Source organism: Kitasatospora sp. NPDC094015, from assembly GCF_040304075.1.
In the GTDB taxonomy this organism is placed as follows: Bacteria; Actinomycetota; Actinomycetes; order Streptomycetales; family Streptomycetaceae; genus Kitasatospora.
In genome coordinates, this window is sequence record NZ_JBEOUL010000041.1 from 24,876 (window position 1) to 51,040 (window position 26,165).

The 26,165-nt window shown below is 73.7% G+C and carries 24 protein-coding genes; 17 read left to right on the top strand and 7 right to left on the bottom strand.

Annotation, left to right across the window (positions count from 1 at the left end):
* The first annotated feature begins 76 nt into the window (after window positions 1-76).
* Together ABT014_RS31090 and ABT014_RS31095 are read left to right on the top strand one after the other, a co-directional pair.
* Window positions 77-958 (top strand): spherulation-specific family 4 protein, encoded by an 882-nt coding sequence (locus ABT014_RS31090; protein ID WP_502895132.1) that lies wholly within the window; start codon window positions 77-79, stop codon window positions 956-958.
* A gap of 111 nt (window positions 959-1,069) precedes the next feature.
* Window positions 1,070-1,693 carry a TetR/AcrR family transcriptional regulator gene (locus ABT014_RS31095; RefSeq protein WP_350642657.1) on the top strand — a complete coding sequence of 208 codons (624 nt, stop codon included), beginning with the start codon at window positions 1,070-1,072 and terminating at the stop codon, window positions 1,691-1,693.
* Window positions 1,694-1,697: 4 nt separating this feature from the next.
* On the opposite strand, the gene ABT014_RS31100 is transcribed toward ABT014_RS31095, so the two are convergent.
* Window positions 1,698-3,101 (bottom strand): protein phosphatase 2C domain-containing protein, encoded by a 1,404-nt coding sequence (locus tag ABT014_RS31100; protein ID WP_350642659.1) that lies wholly within the window; start codon window positions 3,099-3,101, stop codon window positions 1,698-1,700.
* Between the two features lie 284 nt (window positions 3,102-3,385).
* Here ABT014_RS31100 and ABT014_RS31105 point away from each other — a divergent pair, with 284 nt between their 5' ends.
* The 3 genes from ABT014_RS31105 to ABT014_RS31115 all read left to right on the top strand — a co-directional run bounded on the left by ABT014_RS31105 (window position 3,386) and on the right by ABT014_RS31115 (window position 5,388).
* Window positions 3,386-3,865, top strand: coding sequence for a hypothetical protein (locus tag ABT014_RS31105; RefSeq protein ID WP_350642661.1), 480 nt, complete (start codon window positions 3,386-3,388; stop codon window positions 3,863-3,865).
* Window positions 3,866-3,976: 111 nt separating this feature from the next.
* Window positions 3,977-4,699: a thioredoxin-like domain-containing protein gene (locus ABT014_RS31110; protein ID WP_350642663.1), complete on the top strand. Its 723-nt coding sequence runs from the start codon at window positions 3,977-3,979 to the stop codon at window positions 4,697-4,699.
* On the top strand, window positions 4,696-5,388 hold the full coding sequence (locus ABT014_RS31115) for a DUF305 domain-containing protein (RefSeq protein WP_350642665.1): 693 nt from the start codon (window positions 4,696-4,698) through the stop codon (window positions 5,386-5,388). The genes ABT014_RS31110 and ABT014_RS31115 overlap by 4 nt, the downstream gene beginning before the upstream one ends.
* Before the next feature lie 117 nt (window positions 5,389-5,505).
* Here ABT014_RS31115 and ABT014_RS31120 read toward each other — a convergent pair whose 3' ends face one another.
* The gene (locus ABT014_RS31120) at window positions 5,506-6,984 is read right to left on the bottom strand and encodes an MFS transporter (RefSeq protein WP_350642666.1); all 1,479 of its coding nucleotides are present in this window, start codon (window positions 6,982-6,984) and stop codon (window positions 5,506-5,508) included.
* Between the two features lie 263 nt (window positions 6,985-7,247).
* On the opposite strand from ABT014_RS31120, the gene ABT014_RS31125 reads away from it, so the two are divergent.
* Window positions 7,248-7,766 carry a MarR family winged helix-turn-helix transcriptional regulator gene (locus tag ABT014_RS31125; RefSeq protein WP_350642667.1) on the top strand — a complete coding sequence of 173 codons (519 nt, stop codon included), beginning with the start codon at window positions 7,248-7,250 and terminating at the stop codon, window positions 7,764-7,766.
* 63 nt (window positions 7,767-7,829) lie between these two features.
* Here the strand turns inward: ABT014_RS31125 and ABT014_RS31130 are convergent, their stop codons facing one another.
* Both ABT014_RS31130 and ABT014_RS31135 read right to left on the bottom strand, forming a co-directional pair.
* Window positions 7,830-8,336, bottom strand: a complete 507-nt coding sequence (locus ABT014_RS31130) for a methylated-DNA--[protein]-cysteine S-methyltransferase (protein ID WP_350642668.1) — start codon at window positions 8,334-8,336, stop codon at window positions 7,830-7,832.
* Window positions 8,333-9,928, bottom strand: a complete 1,596-nt coding sequence (locus ABT014_RS31135) for a DNA-3-methyladenine glycosylase 2 family protein (protein WP_350642669.1) — start codon at window positions 9,926-9,928, stop codon at window positions 8,333-8,335. Before ABT014_RS31135 ends, ABT014_RS31130 begins: the two co-directional genes overlap by 4 nt.
* A 228-nt stretch (window positions 9,929-10,156) precedes the next feature.
* Here ABT014_RS31135 and ABT014_RS31140 point away from each other — a divergent pair, with 228 nt between their 5' ends.
* The 3 genes from ABT014_RS31140 to ABT014_RS31150 all read left to right on the top strand — a co-directional run bounded on the left by ABT014_RS31140 (window position 10,157) and on the right by ABT014_RS31150 (window position 12,244).
* Entirely contained in the window at window positions 10,157-11,197 is a 1,041-nt protein-coding gene (locus ABT014_RS31140) for a LacI family DNA-binding transcriptional regulator (RefSeq protein WP_350642687.1), read from the top strand.
* 82 nt (window positions 11,198-11,279) lie between these two features.
* On the top strand, window positions 11,280-11,744 hold the full coding sequence (locus ABT014_RS31145) for a DNA-binding protein (protein WP_350642671.1): 465 nt from the start codon (window positions 11,280-11,282) through the stop codon (window positions 11,742-11,744).
* Between the two features lie 74 nt (window positions 11,745-11,818).
* Complete coding sequence (locus ABT014_RS31150) at window positions 11,819-12,244, top strand: ASCH domain-containing protein (protein WP_350642672.1); 426 nt, start codon at window positions 11,819-11,821, stop codon at window positions 12,242-12,244.
* Between the two features lie 81 nt (window positions 12,245-12,325).
* On the opposite strand, the gene ABT014_RS31155 is transcribed toward ABT014_RS31150, so the two are convergent.
* Window positions 12,326-15,238 (bottom strand): glycosyl hydrolase, encoded by a 2,913-nt coding sequence (locus tag ABT014_RS31155; protein ID WP_350642673.1) that lies wholly within the window; start codon window positions 15,236-15,238, stop codon window positions 12,326-12,328.
* A 289-nt stretch (window positions 15,239-15,527) separates the two neighbouring features.
* Between ABT014_RS31155 and ABT014_RS31160 the strand changes: the two genes are divergently transcribed.
* The 4 genes from ABT014_RS31160 (at window position 15,528) to ABT014_RS31175 (ending at window position 20,200) form a co-directional block, all read left to right on the top strand.
* Window positions 15,528-16,841, top strand: a complete 1,314-nt coding sequence (locus ABT014_RS31160) for an ABC transporter substrate-binding protein (RefSeq protein ID WP_350642674.1) — start codon at window positions 15,528-15,530, stop codon at window positions 16,839-16,841.
* 94 nt (window positions 16,842-16,935) lie between these two features.
* Window positions 16,936-17,904 (top strand): carbohydrate ABC transporter permease, encoded by a 969-nt coding sequence (locus ABT014_RS31165; protein WP_350642675.1) that lies wholly within the window; start codon window positions 16,936-16,938, stop codon window positions 17,902-17,904.
* Window positions 17,905-17,909: 5 nt separating this feature from the next.
* A complete protein-coding gene (locus ABT014_RS31170; RefSeq protein WP_350642689.1) occupies window positions 17,910-18,746 on the top strand; it encodes a carbohydrate ABC transporter permease in 837 nt (278 codons plus the stop codon).
* 29 nt (window positions 18,747-18,775) lie between these two features.
* Window positions 18,776-20,200 carry a GH1 family beta-glucosidase gene (locus ABT014_RS31175; protein ID WP_350642690.1) on the top strand — a complete coding sequence of 475 codons (1,425 nt, stop codon included), beginning with the start codon at window positions 18,776-18,778 and terminating at the stop codon, window positions 20,198-20,200.
* A 42-nt stretch (window positions 20,201-20,242) separates the two neighbouring features.
* On the opposite strand, the gene rsgA is transcribed toward ABT014_RS31175, so the two are convergent.
* A complete protein-coding gene (gene rsgA, locus ABT014_RS31180; protein WP_350642677.1) occupies window positions 20,243-21,334 on the bottom strand; it encodes a ribosome small subunit-dependent GTPase A in 1,092 nt (363 codons plus the stop codon).
* A 295-nt stretch (window positions 21,335-21,629) separates the two neighbouring features.
* Window positions 21,630-22,922: a YihY/virulence factor BrkB family protein gene (locus tag ABT014_RS31185; RefSeq protein ID WP_350642679.1), complete on the bottom strand. Its 1,293-nt coding sequence runs from the start codon at window positions 22,920-22,922 to the stop codon at window positions 21,630-21,632.
* 240 nt (window positions 22,923-23,162) lie between these two features.
* On the opposite strand from ABT014_RS31185, the gene ABT014_RS31190 reads away from it, so the two are divergent.
* From ABT014_RS31190 to ABT014_RS31205, 4 genes are all read left to right on the top strand, one after another.
* Window positions 23,163-23,246, top strand: a complete 84-nt coding sequence (locus ABT014_RS31190; protein WP_317634116.1) for a putative leader peptide — start codon at window positions 23,163-23,165, stop codon at window positions 23,244-23,246.
* 207 nt (window positions 23,247-23,453) lie between these two features.
* Window positions 23,454-25,178 (top strand): nitrite/sulfite reductase, encoded by a 1,725-nt coding sequence (locus tag ABT014_RS31195; RefSeq protein ID WP_350642680.1) that lies wholly within the window; start codon window positions 23,454-23,456, stop codon window positions 25,176-25,178.
* Window positions 25,175-25,351 carry a hypothetical protein gene (locus tag ABT014_RS31200; protein WP_350642682.1) on the top strand — a complete coding sequence of 59 codons (177 nt, stop codon included), beginning with the start codon at window positions 25,175-25,177 and terminating at the stop codon, window positions 25,349-25,351. Before ABT014_RS31195 ends, ABT014_RS31200 begins: the two co-directional genes overlap by 4 nt.
* Complete coding sequence (locus tag ABT014_RS31205; RefSeq protein ID WP_350642684.1) at window positions 25,335-26,033, top strand: phosphoadenylyl-sulfate reductase; 699 nt, start codon at window positions 25,335-25,337, stop codon at window positions 26,031-26,033. The genes ABT014_RS31200 and ABT014_RS31205 overlap by 17 nt, the downstream gene beginning before the upstream one ends.
* Window positions 26,034-26,165: the final 132 nt, after the last annotated feature.

Consider the following 26,165-nt stretch of genomic DNA (forward strand, 5'->3'; position numbering starts at 1 on the left):
CCGGACACCTGCTGGTGCGACAATGCGATCACGTTCGAGTGATCATGGGGGATTCCTGATGCGTACGATGCAGAAGTTGACCAAGAGCCTGCCGGTGGTGCTGGCCTGCGCCGCGCTCGCGCTCACCGCGGGCACCTCCGGGGCGGCCGCCGCCACCGGTACCCGAGGCCTGGAGATCGCGGTCCCGGCCTACGTCCACCCCGGCGACGCGATGCTCACCGACGCGCAGTCCGCCACGCCCGCGCCGTCGATCGTCATCCTGAACCCGAACAGCGGCTACGACCCGTTCGACGCCCCCTGGCAGGCCCGGGCGGACGCACTGCGGGCCACCGCCGTCGCCGGCGGCGGCCACACCAAGGTGCTCGGCTACGTCGACACCGCGCGCGGCGCGCGCCCGCTCGCCGACGTGGAGACCACCGTCGACAACTACCTGGCGACCGCCGACCACAAGCTCCACGTCGACGGCATCTTCTTCGACCAGTCCGGCCGCGACTGCGGCACCGACAACGCCCTCCGCGACTACTACGCCGCCCTGCGCGCGTACGTGCAGGAGCGCGTCCACGCACTCGACCACCGGGCCGAGGACCTGGTGGTCGACAACCCGGGCACCGCCGTGGCGGACTGCTACCTGGAGCCCGGCCACCGCACCGCCGACACCTTCGTCACCTTCGAGGGCACCTACGCCTCCTACACCGGCGCCGGCTGGCTCGGCGGCAACGTCTTCAACTACACCGTCGGCTACTACTCCGGGGCGAGCCTCGACCCGAGCGGCACCGCGTTCTGGCACCTGGTGCACGCCACCCCGGACGCCACCGCGATGCGGACCGTGCTCGACACCGCCTTCGACCGCGGCGCCGGCTACGCCTACGCCACCGACGACGTGCTCGACAACCCGTGGGACGCCACCCCCGGTTGGGGCTTCGGGGCGGAGACCTCGTACGCGGCCACGCTCGGCTGAGCCCGGCGGCCGGTCGGGGTCACCGCGACGGCGGCGGCCCCGACCGGCCGGGACGGCGCCCGCCACCCCGTATCGTGAGGCCTCGTGCCGAGCAGCCGGGAGGAGCAGCGGATGTCCCAGCCACGGGCGCGCCGTGCCGCGGCGCCGCGCGAGGAGGTCTTCGCGACGGCCCGGGCAGCGATCGCCGAACACGGGCTGGCCAAGCTGACCATGGCCGGTCTCGGCAAGCAGCTCCGGATGAGCGCCGGCCACCTGCTCTACTACTTCGGCAGCAAGGACCAGCTGCTGCTGGAGACGCTGCGCTGGAGCGAGGAGCAACTCGGCGAACGCCGCCGGGCCGCGCTCGCCCGCCCCGGGACCCCGGCCCGGGAGAAGCTCGCCGCCTACGCGGAGCTCTACCTGCCCGAGGGCCCCGGCGACCCGCGCTGGATCCTCTGGGTGGAGGTGTGGGGGCGCTCCCCGGCCAGCGACGAGATCCGGCAGGGCCAGCAGGAGATCGAAGTGCCGTGGCACGCCGAGCTGGTGGGGCTGATCGAGCAGGGCACCGCGGCCGGCGAGTTCACGCCCGTCGCGGCCGCCGCCGCCCCCGACCTGGCGACCCGGATCCGGGCGCTGCTGGACGGCTTCGCGGTACCGGTCGCGATCGGCCTGCCGGGAGCCCGGCGCGGCGAGGCGCTCGCCCAGGTGGCCGCGGTGACGGACGCCCTGCTGGGCTGCGGCGGGCCACCCGCCTGAGCCGCTACTCGGTCCAGAGCGCGATCGCGGTGCGGTCGTCGGCGTAACCCTTGGCGCGGACCTGGACCTGGCGGAGGAAGTCCACGGTGCCCGGCGGGTGCGGGTGGGCCCAGTGGTTGGAGAGGAAGTGCGCGACGGCCGGCTCCTGGGCGATCGGCTCGGCCAGCCCCGGGGTGCAGAGCAGCAGGATGTCCCCGGCCGTCGCGGGCACCAGACGGAAGCGGAACGGACGCGGCGGCACCGCCGGGGCGGCCGGCAGCGGCGGCTGGCCGTCGGGGTGGTGCAGCAGGCGGGCGGCGTACGCGTCGATCCAGTGGCCGGAGCGCAGCAGGTACAGCGCGCCCGGGCCGGTGCCGAACGCGGCCCGGTGGCCGGCCGCCGGGTCGAGCGGGACCAGCAGGCAGTGCAGCGAGCCGAGGTCGGTCTCCTGGGCCGGTGCCCCGTCGGGGGCGTCCCCCGGTTCCGCACCGTCGACCACGGTGGTGAGCGGTCCGGCCGCCAGGACGGTCAGCCGCTGGAGGCCGTAGCGCAGCCGGTCACGGGCGCCGGCGCGCAGATCGGCGACGAGTTCGCTGCGGCTGCGGCCGATCGCGGCGGCCAGCCGGCGGGCGGCCTCCGCCGCGGAACCGGCGCCCGCCTCGGCGGACTCCCGGCGGCCCGGCGCGGCCAGCACCGCCAGCAGCAGACCGTCCTCGCCCTCGCCGAACCGGGTGACCAGCAGCGCGTCCCGGCGCGGTTCGCCCCGGTAGCGGGCGGAGTCGCCCCGCACGGAGGCGGCGCGCAGGGTGGACGGGCCGTACTGCGCACCGTCGAGCGCGGTGTCCGGCACCAGGGTGGCGAGGGTGGCCGGTTCGGCGGCGGGCAGCGCGGTCGGCTCGGGGCCGTAGGTGGGCGGGCGGTCGCCGACGTGCGGGACGGGGGGCTCGGGGCGGGGGCGGCGCAGCGGCTGGACCGGCTCCGCGGGCCGGGGGCGCTCGGTCGGCTCCGGGCGCACCGACTGCTCGGACTGCTCCGACGGCTCGGTGCGGTCGGCCGGCTCGGGCGCGGGCTCCGGCGCCGGTACGGGCCGGGGGGCCGGTTCGGCCTGCGGGGCCGGTTCGGGCTCGGGCTCCGGTACCGGCTTGAGCAAGGAGTGGGCCGGGTGCTGGGGTTCCGGTCGCGCCTCGGGCTGCGCTTCGGGGCGCGGCTCGGGGGCCGGCCGGGTGTCGGGCACCCGTGCCGGGGCGGCCGGCTCCGCGGTGCGCTGGGCGCCGATCATGCCGGCGGCGGACTCGAACCAGTCGTCCACGCTGCCCGCGCCGGGCACCGCGTCCGGGGTGTCCGGCAGCGTACCGGCCGGCCCCTGGTAGACCGCGTGCCACCAGCCGTCGTCGGACCGCCGCTGCGCGCGTGCACCCTGGTCGCTCAACTGGCCGCTCCTCGTCCGTGTGTGCCGTCTGTCGAGCGGCCCCGTGCCGGCCCGACGTCATTGTCCCCAAGAAGAACGACGGTGTCCGGGATTCGGGGACAACCGGCCACCCGTTGGGAGGGGGTTCCGGCCAGCTGGTGCACCGATCCGTCCGGGCTTGTCGCAAGTGCCCCACGGGACGACCGGAGCAGGGGGGACGATGCGGCAATCAGCCTGCGACCAGCCGGGGAATCCTGACCGAAGAGGGGAGCCACTTCACTCGTTCGGCTGATTAATATGTGCGCATGACCGTGCCAGGAACGACCGTGCCCCCGCCGGGCAGAGCCGCAGCCGCGGTCTCGCGCCCGGCCGTGGTGCTGTGGTCCCTGCTGCTGATCGGCCTGATGGCGCTGCTGCCCTGCGCCGACCGGGCCGGCGCGGTCGGCACCCACCACGCCGCCCCGGCGGCGACCACGGTCCTCGGACCGGTCGCCACCGCCGGCAGCCACCAGCACGGCCCGGCCGCGGCCGCCGACCGGCCGGGGACGACGCCCCTGACCTGGTGCACCGCGGACGGACGGCACCCGGTGCCGGGGAGCGGCTGCTCCGACCACCCGTTCTGCGGACCCGAGGCACAGCTCCCGAACGCCCCGCCGCAGCCCACCACCGTGGTCCCGGCCCGGCTGATCGCCCTCCAGGCGCTGCCCCGCGGCACCGGGATCGGAGTCCTCAGCGGACCTGACCACGCGCCCGACCTGCACGCCCTGCAAGTCCACCGGTCCTGAGCGGAACCCACCGCCGGCATCGGCCGACCCCGGTCGGCCCGGCGGCTCCGCCAACCCCACCACCCCGCACACCGCCGTGCCCGAACGCACGACGGGGACAAGGACATCTCCATGGGTTCCGCCTCCAAGCAGTCCAAGCAGGGCTCCGGCAAGGGCCGTTCCGGCTCCCGCGACGACCAGGCCGCCGACCGCCGGGCCCGGATCGCCGAGCTGCGCGCCGTCGAGGAGCGCCGTGACCGGCGCAACAAGTTCATCTCCATCGGCGTCGCCACCGTGCTGATCGGCGGCATCGTGGGCGTCGGCGGCTGGATCGCGCTCGACGCCAAGAAGAAGCAGGACGACAAGAAGGCCGCCGCGGCCGCCGCCGACAAGGCGCGCCAGGACGCCGCCAACGTGCCGATCGAGGGCGTCCAGACCTTCGACAACCTCAGCCGCAACCACGTCACCACCAAGGTCACCTACGCGCAGACCCCGCCGGTCGGCGGCGACCACAACCCGGTCTGGCTCACCTGCATGGGCAACGTCTACGACAAGCCGGTGCAGAACGAGAACGCCGTCCACTCGCTGGAGCACGGCGCGGTCTGGGTGACGTACAACGCCAAGGCCACCCCGGACGACATCAAGACGCTGTCCGAGAAGGTCAAGGTCACCCCGTACTCGCTGATGAGCCCGTACCCGGACGAGAAGGGCACCATCACCCTGAACGCCTGGGGCACCCAGCTGGTCGTGGACAGCGCGACCGACCCTCGGGTCGAGCAGTTCTTCACCAAGTACGTGCAGGGCCCGCAGACCCAGGAGCCCGGCGCCTCCTGCAGCAGCGGGGCCATGCAGTGACCCGGACCGAGGAGCCCGGCACCGAGGAACTGCACGGCGGGCCGGCCCCGGCCCCGCGCCGGCGGCGACTGTGGTGGCCGGCCGCGCTGGCCGCCGTGGTCGCCCTCGGGCTCGGCCTGCCGGCGCTGCTGGCCGGGGGTCCGAGCGCCTCCGGAACGGTCGCGACGGCCGCCGTGCCGGCCACCGACTCTCCGGAGGCGGGCTTCGCCCGGGACATGGCGGCCCACCACCAGCAGGCGGTGGACATGTCGTTCATCGTCCGGGACGTGACCGGTGACCAGGCCGTGCGCACCCTCGCCTTCGACATCATCAACACCCAGGCCAACCAGCGCGGGATGCTGATGGGCTGGCTCGACCAGTGGGGGCTGACCCAGACCTCCTCGGCGAAGCCGATGGCGTGGATGGGCCACACCTACGAGGCCCACGACGGCTCGCTGATGCCCGGCATGGCGACCAACACCGAGCTGGACCGGCTGCGCGGCCTCAGCGGCCGGGAGGCCGAGGTCTGGTACCTGCAGCTGATGATCGAGCACCACAAGGGCGGGGTCGAGATGGCCCAGGCCTACGTGGCCGCCAGCAACAACCCGGCGGAGAAGCGGCTCGCCCAGACCATGATCAACGGGCAGCAGGCCGAGATCGCCCTGATCACGGACATGCTCGCGGAACGGGGCGCGAAGCCGCTCAAGTGAGCCGGCACCGACGGGGTCGGTGGCTGCGACAGGGTGTGTGGGACGGGGTGCGTGGGACGGGGCCGGACGGTCCCGCCCGGCGCACCCCGTCGGCATTCCGGGGCTCGGACCCGCGTCTCAGGGGCGAGCGGTCCGGGCGGCGGCGCCGGCGAGCGCGGCGGCCAGCAGACCGACCGCCGCGAGCAGGAACAGGACGGCCCGACCACCGGTCTCCCGGCCCGCCAGATGGACGCCGAGCACCGGCAGCGCGGTGCCCAGCGCCGTCCCCAGGCTGCGGACCGTGTTCAGCATGCCGCCGCCGACCGCCGAGCTCTCGGCGGGGATCGCCCGCATCACCAGCGCGTTGTTGGCGGGCAGCAGCAGGCCCAGCCCGAAGCCGACCACCAGCAGCGCGGGCACGGCGGTCGCCGGCTCGGCCGGGAGCAGCGCCGAGGCGAGCAGGCCGGCGGCCGCGACCAGGGCGCCCCAGCGGCAGCGGGCGGCATCGGTGCTGCCGCGCGGCAGCAGCACCCCGCCGAAGGTGGCGGCGACCGCGAAGGCACCCGGCAGCGCGGTGATCACCAGACCCGCGGTGGCCACCGGCACACCGGCCCCCGCGAGCAGCACCGGGCCCAGCACCAACGGGCAGAACAGCAGCAGGTACCCGATCAGGGCGAGCACCAACCCGGCCCGGATCCCCGGGGTGTTGACCAGTCCGGGGGCGATGATCGGACGGTCGGCCCGCTGCTCCTGCCGCACCAGCGCGAGCGCGAGCAGGGCCGAGGCGGCGAGCAGGACGAGCACCGCCCAGCCCGGCAGCGGCAGCCCGGACGCGGTCGACAGGGCGAGCAGCAGGCAGGTGGAGGCGCCGGCCAGCAGCAGCAGGCCCGGCAGGTCGAAGCGGCCCTCCTCCGCCCCTCGGGCGCCGCCCGGCAGAACGGCGGTGCCGGGCGCGCTGGTGGCGGGCTCCGGTCCGGCGGGACGGGTGCGGGGCAGCAGGTACCAGCCGGCCACGATGCCCAGCAGGCCGACCGGGACGTTGATCCAGAAGGCCCATCGCCAGGAGGCGTGGGTGACCAGCAGCCCGCCCAGGGTCGGGCCGAGCGCCAGACCGAGGGCCTGTGCGGCGGCCTGGATGCCGAGCGCCGTCCGCATCGCGGCGACGGGCACCCCGCGGGCGACCAGGGCGACGCTGTTGGCCTGCAGCATCGCGCCGCCGACCGCCTGGACCACCCGGCAGGCCACCAGGACGGCCAGACTGTCGGCGAGCCCCGCCCCGAGCGAGGCGAGCGAGAACACCGCGAAGCCGCCGAGGTAGACCGTCTTCCGACCGACCCGGTCGGACAGGCGGCCGACCGGCGCCAGCAGCGCGACCAGCACCAGCAGGTACCCGAGCGCGGCCCACTCGACGGCGGCCAGGCTCGCGTGGAACCCCTCCTGGAGCGCGGGGAAGACCAGCGCGGTGATGCTCGCGGTGAGCTGGCCGAGGAAGGCTCCCAGGCAGACCGTGCCGACCGCAAGCCAGTGCGCGTGCGGCCAGGCGGCGACGGCCCTCGGGCGGGGACGCTCGGCGAGCAGCGGGCTGTCGAGCAGGCGGGAACGGGCTGGTGTTGGCACGAGGCGAATATATCTGCCCCAGACATACTCGTTGGCAGAATCTATCGCTCTGTGACCTGTTCGATGCCGGAGGCGGTCGCCGACCGAGGCTCTCGTCAACAGATGTGCTCGCCAGCAGCGTGAATCCACGACAGACCCACTCACCGAGGGAGTCGCTCGACGTCCCGCCCGGTCCGCCACCGCACCGGTCGGTGCCCGAGCCACCCTGCTGCGGAGCTGGTCAGCGGCCGAGCAAGCCTCGGGAAGGGGTTACGCTGTCCGCCATGCCGCAGCAGCCCACCTCGCTCCCGTCGCAGTCCGAGCCCTCCGTCATCGAGGAGACGGCCCGGCTCGCACGCGCCCAGCGGCTGACGGACGTGATCACCCGACTCCGCCGCGCCCTGCGCAGCAGCATCCGCACCGACTACCCGTGGGAGTCGCTGCCGATGGCCCAGGTGGAGCTGCTCCAGACCCTCGCGGCCGCGCCGCTGCGGGTAGGCGAGCTGGCGGAGCGCCAGCGGCTGGCCCCGAACACCGTCAGCGGGCTGATCGGTAAGCTGCTCGACGCCGGATTCGTCGACCGCCAGGCCGACCCCGGTGACCGTCGGACGGCACGGATCGCCCTGACCGAGGCGGGTCACCAGCAGCTGAACGACTGGCGCCAGGCCCACGAGCGCCGGCTGGCGGACGCCCTGGAGAGCCTGTCCCCCGCCGACCGGGAGGCGGTCATGCTCGCCCTGCCGGGATTGGAGCAGCTCGCCCGCTCCCTCGCTGCCGGCCCGGGCGGCGAGACCCGCCCCTGACCGGCCGACCGCCGCCCTCGGAAGGGCGTCCGCCCCTCGGAGACCCGGAGAGCCGGCCGCCCCTCAGAACAGCGTCGAACCCCGCTCCAGCTCCAGCAGCAGCCGCTTGTTGTCCGTCCCGGCGGCGAAGCCGGTCAGCGCCCCGTTCGCGCCGAGCACCCGGTGGCAGGGCCGGATCACCAGCAGCGGGTTCGCGCCGACCGCACCGCCCACCGCCCGTACCGCGCGGGGCGACTGCCCGGCCGCATCGGCGAGCTGCCCGTAGCTGACCGTGGCGCCGTACGGGATGTCGTCCAGGGCGGCCCAGATCCGCTGCCGGAACTCGCTGCCGATCGGCGCGAGCGGCAGGTCGAAGCTGGTCAGCTCGCCCGCGAAGTAGCCGGTCAGCTGCTCCACGGCGGGCGCCAGCGCCTCCGGGTCCAGCATCCAGCCGTCGGCCGGCTCCCCGATCGCCCCCTTCTGGCCGGGCGCGGTGACGGCGGTGAGCGCCACCGGCCCGCCGTCCTGGTACACGCCGCTCAGCAGCAGCCGGCCGAGCGGGCTCTCCATGGTCGTGAACGCGGTCGTCATGCCTTCGTCTCCTCAGTTGTGCTGTTCACGCTGTGGCCGTTCACGCTGTGGCCGTTCGGGCTGTGGCCGTTCGGAAGCCGGCCGCTCCCGGTCGCAGCGCCCGCCGGTGACGAGGCCGCCACCCAGAGCCGGTGCACGGCGTACGAGCGCCAGGGCGCCCAGGCGACTGCCGCCCGCTCGGCCGATTTCGGGTCGCCGGGCAGTCCGAGGCGTTGCAGCCCGTGCCGGACCCCGGCGTCGGTCGGCAGGAAGACGTCGGGGTCGGCCAGCGCCCGCATCCGCAGGTAGCCGACCGTCCAGGGGCCGATGCCCGGCAGGGCGAGCAGTTCGGCGGCCGCCTGCTCGCGGTCCACCCCGCCGTCCAGCCGGACGGTGCCCTCGGCCAGGGCCGCGCACAGTCCGCGCAGCGCCCGCCGCCGGGACTCCGGCATCGCGAGGTGTTCGGGAGCGGCCTCGGCGAGCGCGCCCGCAGTGGGGAAGAGCAGGATCAGTCCGCCGCTCGGCTCGGCCAGCGGCACGCCGTAGCGCTCGGCCAGCCGGCCTGCCAGCGTCCGGGCCGCCGTGACGGTGACCTGCTGGCCGAGCACGGCCCGGACCGCCAGTTCGTGCGGGTCGACGTGGCCGGGCGAGCGGATGCCGGGGCGGGCCCCGATCAGCGCGCCGAGCGCCGGATCGGCGGCGAGCTGGGCGTCCACGGTGTCCGGGTCGGCGTCGAGGTCGAACAGCGCCCGGAGCCGGTGCACGGCGGTGGTGAGGTCGCGCAGATCGGCGAGGATCAGCCGGCAGTCCAGCCAGCCCCGGGTGGGCGGGTCGGCGAGCCCGAGCCCGTCCACCTCGGCGATGCCCTGCCCGTACGGCAGCGCGAGGGTGCGGCGGTAGGTGCGGATGCCGGGGGCGGTCGCGGGGACAACCTCCTCGACCCCGGGGACGGCGCGCAGCGCGAGGAAGTCGATCAGGTGGTCGCTGTCCAGCGCGCCGCGGTAGGCGAGCCGCAGGCTGATGGTGCCCGGGCGGCCGCTGCCGCGGCGGCCCGCCGAGATCTCGGTGCGCAGCCCGCTCGGGGTCCGGTCGTAGACCTCGCGCACGGTGTCGTTGAACTGCCGGACGGATGCAAATCCGGCCGCGAACGCCACTTCGGTGACCGGGAGTTCGGTGGTCTGGAGGAGCAGGCGGGCGGTCTGGGCGCGCTGCGCGCGGGCGAGCGCGATCGGGCCGGCGCCGAGTTCCGCGATGAGCTGGCGCTGGAGCTGGCGGGCGCTGTAGCCGAGGCGGGTGGCGAGCCCGGCGACCCCTTCGCGGTCCACCACGCCGTCGCCGATCAGGCGCATCGCGCGTCCGACCAGGTCCGCGCGGTGGTTCCACTCCGGGGAGCCGGGCACGGAGTCCGGCCGGCAGCGGCGGCAGGCGCGGTAGCCGGCGCCCTGGGCGGCGGCGGCCGTCGGGTAGAAGGAGCAGTTCACCCGCTTCGGGGTGACTGCCGGGCAGCTCGGCCGGCAGTAGATGCCGGTGGTCCGGACGGCGGTGAAGAACACCCCGTCGAACCGCGCATCCCGGCTGTCCACCGCCCGGTACCTGGTCTCGTCGTCGATCACGCTCTCCAGTCTGCGGCATCGCCGGACCCCGGACTGGCGGAAATCGGACACGGTCGTGCGGTGCCCGGCTCGACCCGGCCCCGGCACCTTCTGGGAGCGCTCTCAGAGCCCTGCCCCGACCCGCTAGGCTCAACGGGCAACAGTTGACGAGAGGAGCGCGCCGTGACCGAACGGTCGGACCACCAGCCGCCGGCCGGCAGCGCCGGGAGCACCCTCCCGCGCCCGCACCTGGACCCCCGCCCCACCCTGGAATCGGTGGCGGAGCGCGCCGGGGTCTCCCGGGCGACCGCCTCCCGGGTCGTCAACGGCGGGGCGGGCGTCCGCGAGGAACTGCAGGAGAAGGTCCGCCGGGCGGTGGACGAGCTCGGCTACGTGCCCAACCTCGCCGCCCGCACCCTGGTCACCCGGCGCAACCAGGCCGTCGCCGTGGTGGTCGCCGAGCCGGAGAGCCGGATCTTCTCCGACCCGTTCTTCGCCCAGCACCTGCGCGGCATCGGCCGGGAGCTGTCGGCCGCCGACAACCAGATGGTGCTGCTGATGATCGAGGAGCAGCGCGACTACGACCGGGTGGGCCGCTATCTGGCCGGTGGCCACGTGGACGGTGTGCTGCTGTTCTCGCTCCACCACTCCGACCCGCTCCCCCAGATCGCCCGCCGGGTCGGTCTGCCGTTCGTGGTCGGCGGTCGTCCGGGCTGGGCCGGGGCGGAGTCGGACCGCGAGCTGGTCTACGTCGACAGCGACAACCGGGGCGGCGCCCGGCTCGCCGTCCAGCACCTGCGCGGGCTCGGCCGCCGGCGGATCGCCACCATCACCGGGCCGCTCGACCAGACCTCCTCGATCGACCGCTTGGACGGCTACCGCGACCTGCTCCCCGACGGTGATCCCGAGCTGATCGCGGAGGGTGACTTCACGCCGGACGGCGGAGGGCGGGCGATGGCCGCACTGCTGGCGCGCCGACCCGATCTGGACGCGGTGTTCGCGGCCTCGGACTCGATGGCCTCCGGCGCCCTGCGGGTACTGCGCGAGGCCGGGCGGCGGGTGCCGCAGGACGTCGCGGTGGTCGGCTTCGACGATGTGGAGTCGATCGCCGCGTGGACCGAACCGCCACTGACCACCGTCCGGCAGGACATCGAGGAGATGGGACGGCTGATGGCCCGACTGCTGCTGCGGCAGCTGTCGGGGGACGGCGGCCCTGCGGTCGGCCGGGGCGGGGCGCCGACCTCGGTGATCATCCCGACCCGCCTGGTGGAGCGCGACTCCGCGAAGTGAGGCGGCGGCGGGCAGCAGGGATGAACATTTCGTTCAACATATTTCGTTGACAACAGAGCGCGCGCCGGCGGAGGGTTGCACCATGACCTCCGACCGAACGCCCGCCACCGACCCGTTCACCGCTGGCCCGGCCACCGCTGACCCGTTCACCGTTCCGGATGCCCACCGGGTCCGGGCCCACCGCACCGCGGCCGCCCTGTTCCGGATCGCCGAGCGCCACGCCGCCACCGCGCCGCAACGCGCCCGCCAGACCAATGCGCACCTGCCGGCACCGCACGAGGCGGCCCGGCTGGTCTCGCTGCTGCTCAGCGGCACCGCCCTGCGCGAGGAGGGCGAGCCCGAGGTCGACCGCGCCGACATCGTCGCCGCCCTCACCCTGCTGCCGCAGGCCCGCGCCGAGCTCGACGAACTGGAGGAGGGGCTGATCACGATGGCCCGCGGCCGCGGTTTCACCTGGCAGGAGATCGCCTTCGGCCTCGGCCTCGGCACCCCCCAGGCCGCCCGCCAGCGCCACGAACGGCTCTCCAACCGCACCGAGACGGGCTGACCGTCGCAGCAGCACCCCAGCGCAGCAGCGGAAATTCGGCGGCGGCGACGGGCGGGACGGCCTACCGTCGCACCATGATCGATGATCGATACACAGGCCTGCCGAAGGCCGAGTTCGCCTTCCCCGGCCCGCTGCGGGACACGCTGGTGGCCGCCGTGCTGAGCGGCGCGAAGACCAGCACCACCGGACTGCTGGCCGAGTACCGCAAGCTGGGCGAGCCGCTGCCGACGCCCGGCCAGCGGCAGGCGGTGGTGGACTCCGGCGATCTGCCGGTGGCCGTGATCGAGGTGACCGAGGTGCGGGTGGTCCCGCTCGGCGAGACCGACCTGCAGCACGCGCTGGACGAGGGCGAGGGCTACCGGACGCTCGCCGAGTGGCGGGCCGTCCACGAGCGGTTCTGGCGCAGCCCGGAGCTGCTGGAGGTGCTGGAGGACCGGGAGTTCACCGTGGACGACGCCACCGAGGTGGTGCTGGAACGGTTCCGGGTGGTCGTGCCGTAGCCCGTCGGCCGGGCAGCCGCAGTGGCTGCCCGGCCGACGGGTCCCACGAGACGAGTCCGGGCCGACGGGCCCCGAGCAGCGTCAGGCGAACGGGATCCGCAGCACCGAGACGCTGCCCTGCGCCTGGGTGGCGCCGACCCGCAGCTGCGACGGGGCGTTGCCGATCGCCGACCAGACCTCCACCCGAACGGTGCCGTGGTCGAGGTTGCCGAGCGTGCCGGTGGCGGACGCGAGGCCGGCGGCCGCCCCCGAGTAGCGTTCCCAGCCGGTCATCGGGTCGGTGGCGAAGTACCGGTAGGTCTCCACCCGGTCGAAGCTCCCGTCCCCGGTCAGGTCGTAGGAGACCCGGACCTGCTGGCCGAGCCCGACGGCGCTGCCGGCGTCCAGGTAGAGGTCGAAGTCGGTGGCGGCGCCGGGCTTGAGCGTCCCGCTGAGGTTGCGGATCTCGTACGCCTTGGCCTGGTACGGCGTGCCGTCGTGGTTGCCGCCGCCCGCCGAGGGCAGCTGGTCCGCCGCGGCCGAACCGCCGTAGCCGGTGGTGAGCGTCCCGGCCGGCTGGAGGTAGAAGGTGTTGCCCCCGCCGGCGGGCACCGACGGCGACCCGGACGGCGACGGCGAGGCGGACCCGGACGGCGAAGGCGACGGCGATCCCGAGGTGGACGACGAGGGCGAGGCCGACGGCGACGGCGACGGCCCACCACTCCCGCCGTCCGTGAAGGAGCCGCGCTCGCTGGCGGTCGACCGGGCCGGGACGGTCAGCGCGTAGCCGTCCGAGAAGCGCACGGTGCGCGCGGCCGTGGTGTAGTTGTGGGCCAGGTGGGTGCGGGTGCCGCCCTTGGTGAAGACGGCCGCCGTCGGGCTGTCGGCGGTGGTGGCCGGGTCCAGCGTGCCGAGCGCCGCCAGGCCGTAGATCCAGTGGTAGGTGTGCGCCTTGGACTCGCCCTCCTCCGGGGTGTAGCCGCCGTTGCCGGCGTCCCAGGCGGCCTTCGCGCCGGCCGGGTCGGCCAGTGCCTGGAACTCCCAGAGCAGGTCCCGCCAGTCGGTGAGCGACCCGCCGTTGTCGGCCTTCAGTTCGGCCAGGTTGGCGGTGATCTCGTCCTGTCGGCGGGCCAGGTAGAGCGAACCGCCGGTGACCGGGAGGACGTTGATCCCGTGGATCATGCCGGGTGCGGCGGTCCACCAGGTCGAGTACGCGGCGCCGCTGCCCCAGACCATGCCGACCGTGTCGTGCCCGAAGGCGGCCGGGAAGGTGCTGTGGTCGGCGTCGAACCAGTACTGCTCGACCGCGTTCGCCTCGGTGGTGTACAGGTAGACGCCGAGGTCGCGCAGCGCGGTGTCACCGGTGGCGGAGCCGTAGAGGATGAGCCCGGAGCTGAAGTTGAGCGACTCCGAGGAGGACTCCTCGTTGTTGCCGGCGGCGAAGCCCGCATGGCCGGAGGCCCAGCCGTGGCCGGCGTAGATGTCGAAGTTGCGCAGCAGCGGGAAGCGGGTGTCGGCGCGGTCCGCGTTGGCGGCGTCCTTCGCGAGCACCTTGACCATCCCGCCCCAGGCGCTGTCCGCGGCCCAGGCGCTGTCGTAGCGCGCGACGGTGGCCGCGGCCTGGACGAAGTAGCCGTAGTGGAAGTGGTGGTCGTTGAGCTCGCCGTCGGTGCCGTACGAGGCGGGGTACCCGATCAGCGTCTTCCACACCTGGTCGTAGGCGAAGCCGGGTGAGCCGGTGCCCTTGAACCAGGTCTGCAGCTTGCCCTTGATCAGCCCGAGCAGCTTGTCGCGGGTCGCGGTGTCGCCCAACTGGTCCGCGATGGGAACGAGTTGGGCGAGGCGTCCGAGCGCCTTGCCGGTCCAGTAGGTGTCGGTGGCGCCGGCGAACGGGTCGGCCGCGTCGGCCTGTTCGCGGACCAGCGCGGCGAGGGCGGCGCGGTCGTAGCCGCCGACGTCCGGGAGCGAGGGCAGCACGCCGTTCACGCTCTGCACGGTGGTGAAGCCGGTGCCGGCCCTGACCTTCATCTGCCCGCGCGGCGAGACGTAGGTCAGCGCGGTCAGCTGGTCGCCGCTGGCCCGCCACTGGTGCGGGTAGAGCGCCAGCAGCGTGCCGGTCTGCGCGCCCTCCTGCGGGGTGGTGGTCACCGCGTAGCCGGTGGTGAGGGTCCCGGCAGCCGGCTGGTAGCTCCAGGTCGCGGTGGTGTCGGTGACGAAGCTGTACGCGTAGGTGCGGAACAGCGCCAGGTCGCCCTGGGCGGGCAGGACGGCCACCGAGTAGTAGTCCTTGGCGCCGAGCGCGGCGCTCAGGGTGGTGCCGTCGACGTTCCAGTCGGTGCCGCTGGGCGCGAACAGGCCGTAGTTGTGGCCGGCGACGGTGATGCCGAGGACGTTGCCCTGGTCGGCGAAGACGGTCGGGGTGCCGGCGGTGGTGATCTGGGCCGCTCCCCCGGTGGCGTGCGCGTACACGTAGGGCAGGCCGTGGCCGAAGGTGGCGCTGAAGGTGTGCGTGCCGTCCGCCCAGTACGGGGTGACGGTCCAGTCGCTCCACCCGTCCACCTTGGTGTCCGGGGAGTTGAGGCCGGCCACGCCCAGGGTGAGGTCACGGGTGTGGGTGTAGTCGTACTGGCGCCCGTCGGGGGTGATGGTCGGCGTGGTGGGGTAGCCGACCTCCAGCCCGCCGGCCGTCGCCTTGTAGGTGAGCGGGTGGCCGTACATGTTCTCCGAGTACGGGTTGCCGGCGTAGCGCTGGAAGACCAGCGAGGACCACCAGTCGTTCGTCGGCACGGCCTTGCCGGCCATCCGCGCGGTGACCTTGGGGGTGACCGGGGCGCCGTCGGAGTTGACGGGGCCGATGGTGCCGGCGGGCCGGCTGTCGCTGTAGCCGCCGAGTCCGACCGGGACGGTCGCGGCCGCGGCGCTGCCGGCGCCGACGGTCGCGGCCAGCGCGGCCGCGGCGGCGAGGGCGAGCGCCGTCACGGCGGCGGCCGGGCGGCGCACGGATCTGAGCTTCATGGATCCACCTCGGGTGGGGAGCGGTGGTGGGTGAGAGCGCTCTCAGCGCTGCGGACGCTAGAGGCCCCGGGAGTGGGTGTCAACGCTCCGGACGCAATCCGCGGATTCACCCTCTGAACGCTCACTTGCGTCAACTCCGGAGATTACGTTCAGGTTTCGTACACTTGACGGACCCGAGCGTCGCCGGGCACTCTCCTGGCATCACCTGAGAGCGCTCTCAGCGTCCATCGCATCCCGCCCCACCCCGCGCCACCACCACCCACGACCTGCTGCGCCAGGAGGCACCCCCATGCGCCCGTTCAGAACCCGTACGACCGCCGCCGCCCTCGGATCGACCGCCCTGGCCGCCACCCTGCTGCTCACCGGCTGCGGCTCCGGCTCCGGCGGCTCGGGTTCCGAGGGCACGGCGGCGGGCGGCCAGGTGACCCTGACGGTGGACCTGTTCGGCACCTTCGGCTTCAAGGAGAGCGGCCTGTACGAGGAGTACTCCAAGCTCCACCCCAACATCACCATCAAGCAGAGCGACACCCAGGACGAGGGGCAGTACTGGCAGGCCCTGCAGACCAAGCTGGCGGGCGGCGGCGGTCTCGCCGACGTCCAAGGCCTGGAGGTCGGCCGGGTGGCGAGCGTGGTGCAGAAGCAGGCCGACAAGTTCACCGACCTGAGGACGCTCGGCCTCGGCGGGGTCAACGACGAGCTGGTGCCGTGGAAGGGCGCCGCCGTGAAGACCTCCGACGGCCGGGTGCTGGGCGCCGGCACCGACATCGGCCCGGAGGCGATCTGCTACCGCACCGACCTGTTCAAGGCCGCCGGCCTGCCCACCGACCGCACCGAGCTGGCCGCCAAGTGGTCCACCTGGCAGGGCTACCTCGACCTCGGCAAGCAGTACGCCGCCAAGGCCACCGCCGGCAACGCCTGGACCGACAGCGCGGCCGGCATGTTCACCGCCGAGGTCGGCCAGCAGAAGGTCCGGTACGCGGACGAGAGCGGCAAGCCGGTCTTCGACAGCAGCCCGGCCGTCAAGACGGCCTGGACGGACGCCAACCGGCTGGTCGCCGACGGCCTGTCCGCGAAGCTCCCGCAGTGGACGCCGGAGTGGAACAAGGCGTTCAGCACCGGCAAGTTCGCCACCCTGAGCTGCCCGGCCTGGATGATCGGCTACATCAAGGGCCAGGCCGGGGACGCCGGTTCGGGCACCTGGGACATCGCCCCCGGCCCCGGCCGGACCGGCAACTGGGGCGGCTCGTACCTGACCGTCCCGAAGAGTGCCAAGCACCCCAAGGAGGCGGCCGAGCTGATCAAGTGGCTGACCGCCAAGGAGCAGCAGGCGACGCTCTTCACCAAGCAGGGCTCCTTCCCGTCCAGCACCGGCGCGCAGGCCGCGATCAGGACCACCGTCGATCCGTACTTCAACAACGCGCCGATCGGCGAGATCTTCAGCGAGTCCGCGGCCAACATGCCCGCCCAGGTGCTCGGCACCGACGACGGGGTGATCGGCAAGGCGTTCACCGACGCGCTGGGCGAGGTGGAGCGCACCAACACCGCGCCGGACACCGCCTGGCAGCACGCCCTGGACAACGTCAAGAAGGCCAACGGCAGCTGACCCGACCCCGGTCACCCCGCTCCCGGCCCACCGGCCGCCGGCCGCCGCTCGCCGCTCGCCGCGGGCCGGGAGCCCCGTCGAAGGAATCACCACCATGGCCACCTCCGCTCCCCCGGCCGTGGCGGCCGGGAAGGGCCGCCGCCCACCCGGGCCGCCCACCGCCCGGCCCCGCCGCACCGGCCGCACCGGCCGGCTGGCCCCGTACGGGTTCGTCGCCCCGTTCTTCGCGCTGTTCGCGGCCTTCGGGCTGTTCCCGCTGCTCTACACCGCCTACGTCTCGCTGCACCGGGTCGAGTTGCAGACCGCGGACCGGATGGACTGGCTCGGGCTGAAGAACTACACCCGGCTGTTCGAGGACCCGTTCTTCTGGAACGCGCTGCGCAACACCTTCACCATCGGCGTGCTGTCCACCGTCCCGCAGCTGCTGATGGCGCTGGGCCTGGCACACCTGCTCAACTACCGACTGCGCGGCCGGACCTTCTTCCGGGTCACGATGCTGATGCCGTACGCCACCTCGGTGGCCGCCGCGACCCTGGTCTTCGCCCAGCTGTTCGGCCGCGACTACGGCCTGATCAACTGGGTGCTGGGCACCGTCGGGCTGAGCCCGGTGGACTGGCAGGCGAGCACCTGGGCCTCGCAGTTCGGCGTCTCGGCGATCGTCACCTGGCGCTGGACCGGCTACAACGCACTGATCTACCTGGCCGGCATGCAGGCCATCCCCGGCGAGCTCTACGAGTCCGCGGCGGTGGACGGCGCCTCCCGCTGGCAGCAGTTCCGCCACGTCACGGTGCCCGGCCTGCGGCCGACCATCGTGTTCACCGTGGTGGTCTCCACCATCGGCGCCACCCAGCTGTTCGGCGAGCCGCTGCTGTACGAGGGCAACTCGGGCGGCGGCATCTCCCACCAGTACCAGACCCTCGGCCTGTACATGTACGAGCAGGGCTGGTCCTTCTTCCACCTGGGCCGGGCCGCGGCCGTGGCCTGGGTGATGTTCCTGCTGATCGTGGTGCTGGCCCTGGTCAACGCGGCCGTCGCCGCCCGGCGCAACCGTACGGACCGGTGATCGTGATGAAGCTCGCCAGGCGTTCCCCGCTCCAGGGCGGGCCGCTGGCCTACGCGGTGCTGGCCCTCGCCACGCTGCTGGCCGTCTTCCCGTTCTACTGGACCCTGGTCGCCGCCAGCCGGTCCAACGCCGAGCTCAGCGCCGCGACCCCGGCGCTGACCCCCGGCCCCAACCTGTTCCACAACATCGGCGAGGCGCTCCAGCAGGCGGCCATCGGCAGCGCGCTGCTCAACTCGCTGCTGGTCTCCTCCGTGGTGACGGCCGGGGTGGTGCTCTCCTCGACGCTGGCCGGCTTCGCCTTCGCCAAGCTGCGCTTCCGCGGGCGCGGGCTGCTGCTCGCCCTCACCGTCGGCACCATGATGATCCCGCCGCAGCTCGGGGTGATCCCGCTGTTCATGGTGATCGTCCGGCTCGACCTGCAGAACAAGCTGCCGGCCGTGATCCTGCCCTCGCTGGTCTCCGCCTTCGGGGTGTTCTTCATGCGGCAGTTCCTGCTCCAGGCCCTGCCGGACGAGCTGATCGAGGCCGGCCGGATGGACGGCGCCTCGGCGCTGCGGATCTTCCGGTCGATCGTGCTGCCGGTCGCCCGGCCCGGCATGGCCGTGCTCGGCATGCTGACCTTCATGGCCACCTGGAACGACTTCTTCTGGCCGATCGTGGCGCTGAGCTCGCAGAACCCCACCGTGCAGGTGGCCCTGAAGTCCCTCGGCCAGGGCTACGTGCCCGACCAGTCCGTCGTCATGGCCGGCACCCTGCTGGGCACCCTGCCGGTGCTGGTGGTGTTCGCGCTGCTCGGCCGCCAGATCGTCGGCGGCATCATGCAGGGAGCCGTCAAGGGATGACCGACCGACCCACCACCCTGGAAGGCGAGATGACCGTCGAAGCGCTGCCCACCCCCGTCCGCGCCGGATTCCCCGCCGACTTCGTCTGGGGCGCGGCCACCGCGGCGTACCAGATCGAGGGTGCGGCGGCCCTGGACGGGCGGACCGCGTCCATCTGGGACACCTTCAGCCGCACCCCGGGCGCGGTCCGCAACGGCGACACCGGGGACATCGCCGCCGACCAATACCACCGCTACCGCGAGGACGTCGCGCTGATGGCCGAACTCGGCCTCGGCGCCTACCGGTTCTCGCTGTCCTGGCCGCGGGTGCGGCCCGGCGGCCGGGGGCCCGCCAACCGGGCCGGCCTGGACTTCTACGACCGGCTGGTGGACGAGCTGCTGGCGCACGGCATCGCCCCGGTCGCCACCCTCTACCACTGGGACCTGCCGCAGGAGCTGGAGGACCGCGGCGGCTGGACCGACCGGGACACCGCCCACCGGTTCGCCGAGTACGCGGCGATCGCCGCCGAGGCGCTCGGCGACCGGATCGGCACCTGGACCACCCTGAACGAGCCCTGGTGCAGCGCCTTCCTCGGGTACGGCAGCGGGGTGCACGCCCCGGGCCGCACCGACCCGGTGGCGGCGCTCACCGCCCACCACCACCTGCTGCTGGCGCACGGGCTGGGCACCGCGGCGCTGCGCTCGGCGCTGCCGGCCGGCGCGGAGGTCTCGCTCACCCTCAACCTGGCCGCCGTGCGCCCGCTGTCCGACGCCCCGGCCGACCTGGACGCGGCCCGCCGGATCGACGGGCTGGCCAACCGGATCTTCCTGGACCCGGTCTTCCACGGCCGCTACCCGGCCGACGTGCTGGCGGACACCCGGGAGCTGACCGACTGGTCCTTCGTGCGCGACGGCGACCTGGCCGAGATCTCCCGTCCGATCGACTCGCTGGGCATCAACTACTACACCCCGACGGTGGTGGGGGCCGACGACCCGGCCGCCCCGGCGCCCCGGCAGGACGGCCACGCCGGCGCGCTCTCGCCCTGGCCCGCCGACCGGGGCGTGCGGTTCCTGCCGGCCGAGGGCAGCCGCACCGCGATGGGCTGGCCGGTCGACGCGGACGGGCTGTACGAGCTGCTCACCCGGCTGCGCGACGACCTGCCCGGCGTGCCGCTGCTGGTCACCGAGAACGGCGCGGCGTACGAGGACTACACCGACCCCAGCGGCGCGGTGCACGACCCTGAGCGGGTCGCCTACCTGCACGGGCACCTGGCGGCGGTGCGCCGGGCGGTGACCGACGGGGCCCCGGTGCGGGGCTACTTCCTGTGGTCGCTGCTGGACAACTTCGAGTGGGCGTACGGCTACAGCAAGCGCTTCGGCATCGTGCACGTCGACTTCGCGAGCCAGCGCCGCACCCCCAAGGACAGCGCCCGCTGGTACGCCCGGGTGATCCGGGCCGGCGACCTGCCGGGGTGAGGCCCGGGCCCGACCGGGTACGCCCGGCCGGGCCCGGGCCGGTCAGCGGTACCGGGTGGGGCTGTTCGGCCCGCGCATGGACCTGCTGAGCGTCTTCCACTTCTGCAGCTGCTCCTTGCGCAGCCGCGCGTCGGAGCGCCGGGCGATCCAGGCGCTCTCCTTCTGGAGCTTGAGGTAGCTCTCCATCCGGCGGTGCGGCAGCGTGCCGTCCGCCAGCGCGGCCTGCACGGCGCAGCCCGGCTCGGTGTGGTGGCCGCAGTCGTCGAAGCGGCACCGCTCGGCGAGTTCCTCGATCTCGGCGAAGGCCCGGCCGAGGCCGTCGCCGCCGTAGAGGCCGACCTCGCGCAGGCCGGGGGTGTCGATGACCAGTCCGCCGCCGGGCAGCGTGATCAGCTCGCGGGTGGTGGTGGTGTGCCGGCCCTTGCCGTCGCTGTCGCGGGTCTGCCGGACGGTCATCGCGTCCCGGCCGGCGAGCGCGTTGGTGAGGGTGGACTTGCCGGCGCCGGACTGGCCGATCAGCGCACTGGAGCCGGGCAGGCAGGCCCGCAGCACGTCGATGTCCTGGCCGGTGGTGGCGCTGACCACGAGCACGGGGACGCCGGGGGCGATCCGTTCGACGTCGGAGCGGATGTGGTCGGCGTCGTCCACCAGGTCGGCCTTGGTGAGGACGACCACCGGTTCGGCGCCGGACTCCCAGGCCAGGGCCAGGAAGCGTTCGATCCGGCCGAGGTCGGGGTCGAGCGCGAGCGAGACGGCGATCAGCACGGTGTCGACGTTGGCGGCGAGCACCTGTCCGTCCGAGCGGCCGCCGGACGCCTTGCGGACGACGGCGGTGGTGCGGTGCAGCAGGGCGTCGACGGTGGGCAGCGGGGCGGCCGCGAGGTCGACGGCGGCCCAGTCGCCGGTGCACGGGCCGTCCACCGGGTCGGGGCCGGTGACCGGCCGGGAGTCGGTGCGCACGGTGCGCAGCTCCCCGGTGTCGGGGTCGGCGAGCAGGACGTCGCAGCGTCCGCGGTCGACCCGGGCGATCCGCGCGGGGGTGAGGCCCGCCTCGGCGAGGGGGGCGAACTCGGCGGCCCGGTCGTCGGTCCAGCCGAGGCCGGCGAGCAGGTGGGCGGCGGAGGGGGGATTCAACTCGGGGAACCCTTTCGAGGGTGCGGCCCCGGCTGTGTCCGCGCACGGCGCGGCACGCACCCCGACGGGTGCGCGGTGGAACAGCGGTAGAGGTCAGCCGGAGACCACGGAGGTGGGAACGGTGGGCTTCTGAGCGCGCACGGCGCTCACCGCGACGATCGTCATCACGGTCCTCACCTCCTGTTTCCTGATGTGTTCCGCAGCTGGCGGGCCCGGCCACGGTGGGCCGGTCCGGACCAGGAGACGGTAGCGGGGCCGGCCGGCGGCCCGCCACCGATTTTGTCGCCCGGCGGCGTCAGTGGCCGTCCCAGGAGCCGGGGGCCGGGTAGGTGGGGGGTTCCTGCGGCCAGTCCGGGCGGTCGGTGTCGGGCGGCGGCGGGGGTTCGCGGCGCCGCCGCTGGGTGCCGCCGGCGCCGATCCGGCCGCGGACGTTGTGCGGCGGGAGCATCTCGGCCCAGCGCTCGGGGTACTCGGCCGGGGGCAGGCCGTCGTCCTCGTCGTCGTCGAGGTCCTCGTCGATGCCGTCGCCGAGGCCGAGTTCGCGGGCCCGTACGGCCCGCTCGGTGGCCCGGCGGGCGGCGACCTCGCGGACCAGGCTGGCGGCCCGCTCCTCGCTGGCGCGCTCGTTCTCGGCGCGGGCGTCGGCGGTCTCCACGGTGGGCCAGCGCCGGTCTATGGCGGCGTTCATCGCGGCGCCGATGAGCACGGCGAGCGCGACCACGCCGATCCACAGCAGGACGGCGACCGGGGCGGCGAGCGAGCCGTAGACGGAGTGGCCCTCCACCGAGCTGATCAGGTAGAGCCGCAGCAGCACGCTGCAGAACACGAGCACCACCAGGGCGACCAGGGCGCCCGGGATGTCCTCGCGCCAGGGCGTGCTGACCGGCACGGCGACGTGGTAGAGCGTGGTCAGGAAGACCACCAGCAGCAGGATCGCGCTCGGCCAGTACAGTGCGCTGACCACCCCGGCCGAGTCCGGCAGGGCGTGCACCACCAGGCCGGGGCCGGCCACCAGCAGCGGCAGCACCAGGGAGCCGATCGCCAGGGCCCCGAGGTAGAGGCCGAGCGACACCAGCCGGGTCTTGACGATGCCGCGCTTGCCGTCGAGGCCGTACATCACGGTGATGGTGTCGATGAAGATGTAGAGCGCCCGCGAGCCGGACCAGAGCGAGAGCAGGAAGCCGATCGAGATGAGGTCCGGCCGGCCGGTGTCGAAGACGCTCTTGAGCAGCGGCTGGACGATCTGGTCGACCGAGCTCGGCGAGAGCACCGTCCCGGATGCCGAGACGATGTCTCGCTTCAGCCGGTCGATGGTGCCGGCCCCGAGGATGTCGTCCAGGTAGCCGAGGGTGCCGGCGAGGCAGAGCAGCAGCGGCGGGATGGACAGCAGGGTGAAGAACGCGGCCTCGGCGGCCAGTCCGGTCACCCGGTACTCGACGCAGGTGTTGGTGGTGTCCTTCAGCAGGCCCCAGATCGTGCGGCGCCAGGTGTTCTGCTTGGCCGCGCGGCGGCGCCCGCCGCGGCGGCGCGCGGGGCGCTCGGCGGCCGGGCCCTGGGTGTCCTGCGAGGTACTGCCTGCTGCTTGCACGTCCCTACGGTATCGGCCCGCGCCACCCGATCCGCGCGCACGCACGCGCGGGGGCCGGGGACGGTCGGTGAACAGCTCGGGAACGCGGCCCCACCGGGTCGGGGCGGGTCCGGGGGCGGGATCGGGGCCGGGACGGGGCGGGTGCCGGCGATCCGATCGGCATCTCACACTCCGAAACCTTTGCGTCCATAATGCGGACGTTGGTGGACCGGGGGTCGTGCGCCGTGCGAATCTCTTGCCATGCCTAGCGCCGGAGCCACCCTAGTAGGTCGACTGCACGTCGATCTCCTTCGCGTGTCCAGCGCCATCTGTCCGGTGACCTGAGCCCAACCCCGCTGCCACCACCGCACCCGGCGCCACACCGCCCGCACCGCCCCCGGCGGCTGCGCGAGCGCCCTCGGGCACAGGTCACTGCTCCTCACGATCCCGCGGATCACCGTCCGACACCCACGGCGAAACCGCAGGTCGGAGCAGGACGTGCCCGGGTCGCCGAGGCCCCCGAACCACGCCAGCCCGATTGAGGACGACACCATGGCCCCCACTCCCGAACCGGTCGAGCCCCAGGTCGACGGCGCCCCCGCGCGCCGTCCCGCCGCCGCCCGCAAGGTGACCCGCCACCGCGGCGAGGGCCAGTGGGGCATGGGGCACTTCACCCCGCTGAACGCCAACGAGCAGTTCAAGAAGGACGACGACGGTCTCAACGTGCGGACGCGCATTGAGACGATCTACGCGCACCGCGGCTTCGACTCGATCGACCCGGCCGACCTGCGCGGCCGGATGCGCTGGTGGGGCCTGTACACCCAGCGCAAGGAGGGCATCGACGGCGGCAAGACCGCGATCCTGGACCCGCACGAGCTGGACGCCGAGTTCTTCATGCTGCGGGTGCGGATCGACGGCGGGCGCCTGACGGTGGCCCAGCTCAAGGCGATCGCCGAGGTCTCCGAGACCTACGGCCGCGGCACCGCCGACCTGACCGACCGCCAGAACATCCAGTACCACTGGATCCGGATCGAGGACATGCCCGCGATCTGGCAGAAGCTGGAGGGCGTCGGCCTGTCCACCACGGAGGCGTGCGGCGACACCCCCCGGGTGATCCTCGGCTCGCCGGTGGCCGGCATCGCCGAGGACGAGATCATCGACGGCACCCCCGCCATCGAGGAGATCCAGCGCCGCTTCATCGGCAACCCGGAGTTCTCCAACCTGCCGCGCAAGTTCAAGTCCGCGGTCTCCGGCTCGCCGCTGCTGGACGTGGCGCACGAGATCAACGACGTGGCCTTCGTGGGCGTGGTCCACCCCGAGCACGGCCCCGGCTTCGACCTCTGGGTCGGCGGCGGCCTGTCCACCAACCCCAAGCTGGGCGTGCGGCTGGGCGCCTGGGTCCCGCTGGAGGAGGTCGCCGACGTCTACGGCGGCGTCATCGGCATCTTCCGTGACTACGGCTACCGGCGGCTGCGCAACCGGGCCCGGTTGAAGTTCCTGGTCGCCGACTGGGGCGTGGAGAAGTTCCGCCAGGTGCTGCAGGACGAGTACCTCAAGTACGAGCTGATCGACGGCCCCGCGCCGAAGGAGCCCAGCGGCACCTGGCGCGACCACGTCGGCGTGCACCGGCAGCGGGACGGCCGGTTCTACGTCGGCTTCGCGCCGCGGGTCGGCCGGGTCGACGGCGCCCTGCTCGGGAAGGTCGCCGACCTGGCGGCGGCCCACGGCAGCGACCGGCTGCGCACCACCGCCGAGCAGAAGATGCTGGTCCTGGACATCGCCGAGGACCAGGTCGACTCGCTGGTGGCCGGGCTGGAGGCGCTCGACCTGCGGGTCACCCCGTCCCCGTTCCGGCGCGGCACGATGGCCTGCACCGGGATCGAGTACTGCAAGCTCGCCATCGTCGAGACCAAGGAGCGCGGCCGCACCCTGATCGACGAACTGGAGCAGCGCCTGCCGGAGTTCAGCGAGCCGCTGACCATCAACATCAACGGCTGCCCGAACGCCTGCGCCCGCATCCAGGTGGCGGACATCGGTCTCAAGGGCCAGCTGGTCACCGACGAGGACGGCAACCAGGTCGAGGGCTACCAGGTGCACCTGGGCGGCGCGCTGGGCCTGGAGGCGGGCTTCGGCCGCAAGGTCCGCGGCCTGAAGGTCACCAAGGACGGCCTGCCCGACTACGTGGAGCGCGTGCTGACCCGCTTCCAGGCCGAGCGCAAGGAGGGCGAGCGGTTCGCGCAGTGGACCGCCCGGGCCGACGAGGAGGCACTGTCATGAGCGAGCGAGCCGCACCGTTCTTCTGCCCGTACTGCGGGGACGAGGACCTGCGCCCCTCCGAGGCCGGCCACGGCGCCTGGGAGTGCCACAGCTGCCGCCGGGCCTTCCAGCTGAAGTTCCTCGGCCTGCTGTCACCGTCGAACGGGGGGAACCAGGATGAGCACCGCGACTGACCTGGAGGCGCTGGCCACCGCGGCCGGCCGCGACCTGGAGGAGGCGTCCGCCCAGGACGTGCTGCGCTGGGCCGCCGAGAACTTCGGCAAGCGGTTCTGCGTCACCTCCTCGATGGAGGACGCGGTCGTCGCCCACCTCGCCTCCTCGGTCCTCCCCGGCGTGGACGTGGTGTTCCTGGACACCGGCTACCACTTCGCCGAGACCATCGGCACCCGGGACGCGGTGGCGGCGGTGATGCCGGTCAACGTCATCACCCTCACCCCGAAGCTGACCGTGGCCGAGCAGGACGCCGAGTACGGGCCGCGGTTGCACGACCGCGACCCGGACCTGTGCTGCTCGCTGCGCAAGGTCGAGCCGCTCAACCGCGGCCTCGGCGGGTACGACGCCTGGGCCACGGGACTTCGCCGCGACGAGTCCCCGAGCCGGGCGAACACCCCGGTGGTCTCCTGGGACCCGAAGCGCCGCAAGGTGAAGATCGCCCCGATCGCCCGCTGGACCCAGGACGACGTGGACGCCTACGTCGCCGCCAACGGCGTGCTGCTCAACCCGCTGCTGTGGGAGGGCTACACCTCGATCGGCTGCTCGCCGCTGTCCTGCACCGCCAAGCCCGGCGAGGGCGAGCAGGGCCGGGCCGGCCGCTGGGCCGGCTCGGGCAAGACCGAGTGCGGCATCCACCTCTGAACCCGAACCACCACACCGCCTACGTACTGGAGATCGAACCGTGACGACAGCCGACACCCTGGCCGCCGGGGGCCCCGCAGTGGCGGCCTCCTCGGCCGCCAGCTGCGAGCGCGGCGCCACCGTGTGGCTGAC